Consider the following 6,096-nt stretch of genomic DNA (forward strand, 5'->3'; position numbering starts at 1 on the left):
CAGGTGAATAACCAGCCTTGAGGCTTTTGCTATCCCTGTGGGAGCGGGTTTACCCGCGAAGAGGCCCGGTCAGGCGGTGATGATGCTGCGGATATCCGCCGCCAGCTCGCGCACCCGCTCTTCCTCGGTATCCCACGAGCACATGAACCGCGCCCCGCCGCTACCAATGAAGGTGTAGAACCGCCACCCCCTGCCGCGCAGCGCTTCGATCGCGTGCTCCGGCATCTGCAGGAACACCCCGTTGGCCTCCACCGGGAACATCAGCTCCACCCCCGGCAGGTCACTCACCAGCGAGGCGAGCAGCTGCGCACAATGGTTGGCATGCGCGCCATGGCGCAGCCAGGCGCCATCTTCCAGCAGGCCTACCCAAGGCGCCGACAGGAAGCGCATCTTCGATGCCAGCTGCCCGGCCTGCTTGCAGCGGTAGTCGAAGTCCTCGGCCAGCTGGCGGTTGAAGAACAGGATCGCCTCGCCCACTGCCATGCCGTTCTTGGTGCCACCGAAGCACAGCACGTCGACGCCGGCCTTCCAGGTCAGCTCTGCCGGGCTGCAGCCCAGGAACGAGCAGGCATTGCTGAAACGTGCGCCGTCCATGTGCAGGTTCAGGCCCAGCTCCTTGCAGGTGGCGCTGATCGCCTTGAGCTCATCGGGGCGGTAGACGGTCCCGACCTCGGTGGCCTGGGTCAGGGTCACCACCCGTGGCTTGGGGTAATGGATGTCCTGGCGCTTCAGCGCCACTTCGCGGATCGACTGCGGCGTCAGCTTGCCGTTGACACTGGGCGCGGTCAGCAGCTTGGAGCCGTTGGAGAAGAACTCCGGCGCGCCGCACTCATCGGTTTCGACGTGGGCGGTCTCGGAGCAGATCACGCTGTGGTAGCTCTGGCACAGCGAGGCCAGGGCCAGGGAGTTGGCGGCGGTGCCATTGAAGGCGAAGAACACCTCGCAGTCGGTTTCGAACAGCTTGCGGAAGTATTCCGCAGCGCGTTCGGTCCACTGGTCGTCGCCATAGGCGCGGTCGTGGCCATGGTTGGCTTTTTCCATCGCCGCCCAGGCTTCGGGGCAGATACCGGAATAGTTGTCGCTGGCGAATTGTTGGCTCTTGTCTGTCATGGCACTGTCCTGTGAACGACGCAGAACAGCACTCTAAACCATCGATTCAGCAGTTGCCTATACAAGCGGTGCAGCGTTTGATTTCGGCATTGCCTGTACTGGCCTCTTCGCGGCTAAAGCCGCTCCCACAGGGAGATTGCAAGCATTGAGGCACCGCCGTACCTGTGGGAGCGGGTTCACCCGCGAAAGGGCCGGCACGGTCAACACAAAAGCGAATGTCGTAAACGCGCCATTGCAAGGCGTGCGCAGGCATCTGACCCGTCCCGGCCAGTCATAACATCGCCACAAAGGGCCACAGTGCCCCAAGACAAGAAATGATCGCTGCCGGGAGATACACGATGTTCAGCAAGCAAGACCAGATCCAGGGTTACGACGATGCACTGCTGGCGGCGATGAATGCCGAAGAACAGCGCCAGGAAGACCACATCGAGCTGATCGCCTCGGAAAACTACACCTCCAAGCGCGTGATGCAGGCCCAAGGCAGCGGCCTGACCAACAAGTACGCCGAAGGCTACCCGGGCAAGCGCTACTACGGTGGCTGCGAGCACGTGGACAAGGTCGAGGCCCTGGCCATCGAGCGCGCCAAGCAGCTGTTCGGTGCCGACTACGCCAACGTCCAGCCGCACTCCGGCTCCTCGGCCAACGGCGCTGTCTACCTGGCCCTGCTGCAGGCTGGTGACACCATCCTCGGCATGAGCCTGGCTCACGGCGGCCACCTGACCCACGGCGCCAAGGTGTCGTCCTCGGGCAAACTGTACAACGCTGTGCAATACGGCATCGACACCAACACTGGCCTGATCGACTACGACGAAGTCGAGCGCCTGGCTGTCGAGCACAAGCCGAAAATGATCGTTGCCGGCTTCTCGGCCTACTCCAAGACCCTCGACTTCCCACGCTTCCGCGCCATCGCCGACAAGGTCGGTGCGCTGCTGTTCGTCGACATGGCCCACGTAGCTGGCCTGGTTGCCGCTGGCCTGTACCCGAACCCGATCCCGTTCGCCGATGTGGTTACCACCACCACCCACAAGACCCTGCGCGGCCCACGTGGTGGCCTGATCCTGGCCAAGTCGAACGAAGAGATCGAGAAGAAGCTGAACGCCGCGGTGTTCCCTGGCGCCCAGGGCGGGCCGCTGATGCACGTGATCGCCGCCAAGGCCGTTTGCTTCAAGGAAGCGCTGGAGCCTGAATTCAAGGCCTACCAGCAACAAGTGATCGAAAACGCCCAGGCCATGGCCCAGGTGTTCATCGACCGCGGCTACGACGTGGTTTCCGGTGGCACCGACAACCACCTGTTCCTGGTCAGCCTGATCCGCCAGGGCCTCACCGGCAAAGATGCCGACGCCGCCCTGGGCCGCGCGCACATCACCGTCAACAAGAACGCCGTGCCGAATGACCCACAGTCGCCATTCGTCACTTCGGGCCTGCGCATCGGCACCCCGGCCGTTACCACCCGTGGCTTCAAGGTCGCGCAATGTGTAGCCCTGGCCGGCTGGATCTGCGACATCCTCGACAACCTCGGTGACGCAGACGTCGAAGCCGATGTAGCGAAGAACGTCGCGGCCCTGTGCGCAGATTTCCCTGTTTACCGCTGAGTGGAGTCACACACCATGCAACGTTACTCGGGCTTCGGCCTTTTCAAGCACTCCCTCAGCCACCACGAGAACTGGCAGCGCATGTGGCGCACGCCAACTCCTAAAAAGGTCTACGACGTGGTCATCGTCGGCGGTGGCGGCCATGGCCTGGCAACCGCCTACTACCTGGCCAAGGAACACGGCATCACCAACGTTGCCGTGATCGAGAAAGGCTACCTGGGCGGCGGCAACACCGCCCGTAACACCACCATCGTGCGTTCCAACTACCTGTGGGACGAGTCGGCGCACCTGTACGAGCACGCCATGAAGCTGTGGGAGGGCCTGTCTCAGGACCTCAACTACAACGTGATGTTCTCCCAGCGCGGCGTGTACAACCTGTGCCACACCCTGCAGGACATGCGTGACTCCGAGCGCCGGGTCAGCGCCAACCGCCTGAACGGCGTGGACGGCGAGCTGCTCAACACCGCCCAGGTCGCAGCCGAGATCCCGTACCTGGATTGCTCGAAGAACACCCGCTACCCGATCCTCGGTGCTACCGTGCAGCGCCGTGGCGGCGTGGCCCGTCACGACGCCGTGGCCTGGGGCTTCGCCCGTGCCGCCGACGCTCTGGGCGTGGACCTGATCCAGCAGACCGAAGTGATCGGCTTCCGCAAGGAAAACGGCGCGGTCATCGGCGTGGAAACCAACAAAGGCTTCATCGGCGCCAAGCGCGTCGGCGTGGTCACCGCCGGTAACTCCGGGCACATGGCCAAGCTGGCCGGCTTCCGCCTGCCGCTGGAATCGCACCCGCTGCAAGCACTGGTATCCGAGCCGATCAAGCCGATCATCGACAGCGTGATCATGTCCAACGCCGTGCACGGCTACATCAGCCAGTCCGACAAGGGCGACCTGGTGATCGGTGCCGGTATCGACGGCTGGGTCGGCTACGGCCAGCGCGGTTCGTACCCGGTGATCGAACACACCCTGCAGGCCATCGTCGAGATGTTCCCCAACCTCTCGCGCGTGCGCATGAACCGCCAGTGGGGCGGCATCGTCGATACCTCGCCGGACGCTTGCCCGATCATCACCAAGACCCCGGTCAAGAACATGTTCTTCAACTGCGGTTGGGGTACTGGCGGCTTCAAGGCGACCCCGGGTTCGGGCAACGTCTTCGCCGCGAGCCTGGCCAAGGGCGAAATGCACCCACTGGCCGCGCCGTTCTCCATGGACCGTTTCTACAACGGCGCACTGATCGACGAACACGGCGCCGCCGCCGTCGCCCACTAACCGGAGACACCGTCATGTTGCATATTTTCTGTCCCCACTGCGGCGAGCTGCGCTCCGAAGAAGAGTTCCACGCCTCTGGCCAGGCGCACATCGCCCGCCCGCTGGACCCTAACGCCTGCTCCGACGAAGAGTGGGGTACCTACATGTTCTACCGTGACAACCCGCGCGGTATTCACCACGAACTGTGGGACCACGTTGCCGGCTGCCGCCAGTACTTCAACGTCACCCGTGACACCGTGACCTACGAGATTCTGGAAACCTACAAGATTGGCGAGAAGCCGCAAGTGACCGCCAGCGGCAAGCAAAGCAGCGCCGCGTCGACCGTCAAAGGCCAAGGGGAAAAAGTATGAGCCAGACCTATCGCCTCGCCAGCGGCGGCCGTATCGACCGCAGCAAGGTCCTGAACTTCACTTTCAACGGCAAGACCTACCAGGGTTATGCCGGTGACAGCCTGGCCGCCGCGTTGCTGGCCAACGGCGTCGACATCGTCGGCCGCAGCTTCAAGTACTCGCGTCCGCGCGGCATCATCGCTGCCGGTACCGAAGAGCCGAACGCAATTCTGCAGATCGGCTCCAGCGAAGCCACCCAGATCCCCAACGTGCGTGCCACCCAACAGGCGCTGTACGCAGGTCTTGTAGCCACCAGCACCAACGGCTGGCCGAACGTCAACAACGACGTCATGGGCATCCTTGGCAAGGTTGGCGGCAGCATGATGCCGCCGGGCTTCTACTACAAAACCTTCATGTACCCGAAATCGTTCTGGATGACTTACGAGAAGTACATCCGCAAAGCCGCAGGCCTTGGCCGCGCGCCGCTGCAGAACGACCCGGACAGCTACGACTACATGAACCAGCACTGCGACGTGCTGATCGTCGGCGCCGGCCCTGCTGGCCTGGCCGCCGCGCTGGCCGCTGCCCGCAGCGGAGCCCGCGTGATCCTGGCTGACGAACAGGAAGAGTTCGGCGGCAGCCTGCTCGACACCCGCGAAACCCTCGACGGCAAGCCTGCCACCGACTGGGTCAACGCCGTGGTCAAGGAGCTGGAAAGCCTGCCGGAAGTGACCCTGCTGCCACGCGCCACGGTCAACGGCTACCACGACCATAACTTCCTGACCATTCACGAGCGCCTCACCGACCACCTTGGCGACCGCGCCCCGATCGGCCAGGTGCGCCACCGCGTGCACCGCGTCCGCGCCAAGCGCGTGGTGCTGGCAGCTGGCGCCCACGAGCGCCCGCTGGTTTATGGCAACAACGACGTGCCGGGCAACATGCTGGCCGGTGCTGTTTCCACCTACGTGCGCCGCTACGGCGTGGCCCCGGGCCGCAAGCTGGTGCTGTCGACCAACAACGACCACGCCTACCGCGCCGCGCTGGACTGGCACGATGCCGGCCTGCAAGTGGTGGCCATTGCCGACGCTCGCCACAACCCGCGTGGCTCGCTGGTTGAAGAAGCACGTGCCAAAGGCATCCGCATTCTCACCTCCAGCGCCGTGATCGAGGCCAAGGGCACCAAGCACGTTACCGGCGCCCGTGTGGCCGCCATCGACGTGCAGGCACACAAGGTCACCAGCCCGGGCGAAACCCTCGACTGCGACCTGATCGCTACCTCCGGTGGTTACAGCCCGATCGTGCACCTGGCTTCGCACCTGGGTGGTCGCCCGGTATGGCGTGAAGACATCCTCGGCTTCGTACCGGGCGATGCTCCGCAGAAACGCGAATGCGTGGGTGGCATCAACGGCGTCTACGCCCTGGGCGACGTGATCGCCGATGGCTTCGAAGGCGGCGTGCGCGCAGCCACCGAAGCGGGCTTCAAGGCCACTGTCGGCAGCCTGCCGAAAACCGTTGCGCGCAAGGAAGAGGCCACCGTGGCACTGTTCCAGGTGCCGCACGACAAGGGCACTGCCCGCGCACCCAAGCAGTTCGTCGACCAGCAGAACGACGTCACCGCGGCCGCCATCGAACTGGCCACCCGCGAAGGCTTCGAGTCGGTCGAGCACGTAAAACGCTACACCGCGCTGGGCTTCGGTACCGACCAGGGCAAACTGGGTAACATCAACGGCCTGGCCATCGCCGCCCGTTCGATCGGCATCACCATCCCGGAAATGGGCACCACCATGTCTGTCTCTTAT

General features: G+C 64.0%; 5 protein-coding genes. 4 read left to right on the forward strand and 1 reads right to left on the reverse strand.

Annotated features, from left to right (window positions below; all coding sequences use genetic code 11):
- Positions 1–69: 69 nt before the first annotated feature.
- Positions 70–1,110 (reverse strand): threonine aldolase family protein, encoded by a 1,041-nt coding sequence (locus JV551A3_RS02885; RefSeq protein ID WP_133969989.1) that lies wholly within the window; start codon positions 1,108–1,110, stop codon positions 70–72.
- A gap of 338 nt (positions 1,111–1,448) precedes the next feature.
- On the opposite strand from JV551A3_RS02885, the gene JV551A3_RS02890 reads away from it, so the two are divergent.
- The 4 genes from JV551A3_RS02890 to JV551A3_RS02905 all read left to right on the forward strand — a co-directional run.
- On the forward strand, positions 1,449–2,702 hold the full coding sequence (locus tag JV551A3_RS02890) for a serine hydroxymethyltransferase (RefSeq protein WP_025337394.1): 1,254 nt from the start codon (positions 1,449–1,451) through the stop codon (positions 2,700–2,702).
- Between the two features lie 15 nt (positions 2,703–2,717).
- Positions 2,718–3,968, forward strand: a complete 1,251-nt coding sequence (locus JV551A3_RS02895; protein ID WP_003255680.1) for a sarcosine oxidase subunit beta family protein — start codon at positions 2,718–2,720, stop codon at positions 3,966–3,968.
- Positions 3,969–3,982: 14 nt separating this feature from the next.
- Positions 3,983–4,318, forward strand: coding sequence for a sarcosine oxidase subunit delta (locus tag JV551A3_RS02900; protein WP_039613194.1), 336 nt, complete (start codon positions 3,983–3,985; stop codon positions 4,316–4,318).
- The coding region (locus tag JV551A3_RS02905) for a 2Fe-2S iron-sulfur cluster-binding protein (protein WP_133978312.1) at positions 4,315–6,096 on the forward strand (1,782 nt) is incomplete at its 3' end. The genes JV551A3_RS02900 and JV551A3_RS02905, both read left to right, overlap by 4 nt.

This window comes from Pseudomonas inefficax (assembly GCF_900277125.1).
GTDB classification, from domain to species: Bacteria; Pseudomonadota; Gammaproteobacteria; order Pseudomonadales; family Pseudomonadaceae; genus Aquipseudomonas; species Aquipseudomonas inefficax.

Bases quoted from the DNA above. Each gene is read 5' to 3' on its own strand.
- JV551A3_RS02900 (WP_039613194.1), top strand. From the start codon at position 3,983: ATGTTGCATATTTTCTGTCCCCACTGCGGCGAGCTGCGCTCCGAAGAA.
- JV551A3_RS02895 (WP_003255680.1), top strand. From the start codon at position 2,718: ATGCAACGTTACTCGGGCTTCGGCCTTTTCAAGCACTCCCTCAGCCAC.
- JV551A3_RS02885 (WP_133969989.1), bottom strand. From the start codon at position 1,110: ATGACAGACAAGAGCCAACAATTCGCCAGCGACAACTATTCCGGTATC.
- JV551A3_RS02890 (WP_025337394.1), top strand. From the start codon at position 1,449: ATGTTCAGCAAGCAAGACCAGATCCAGGGTTACGACGATGCACTGCTG.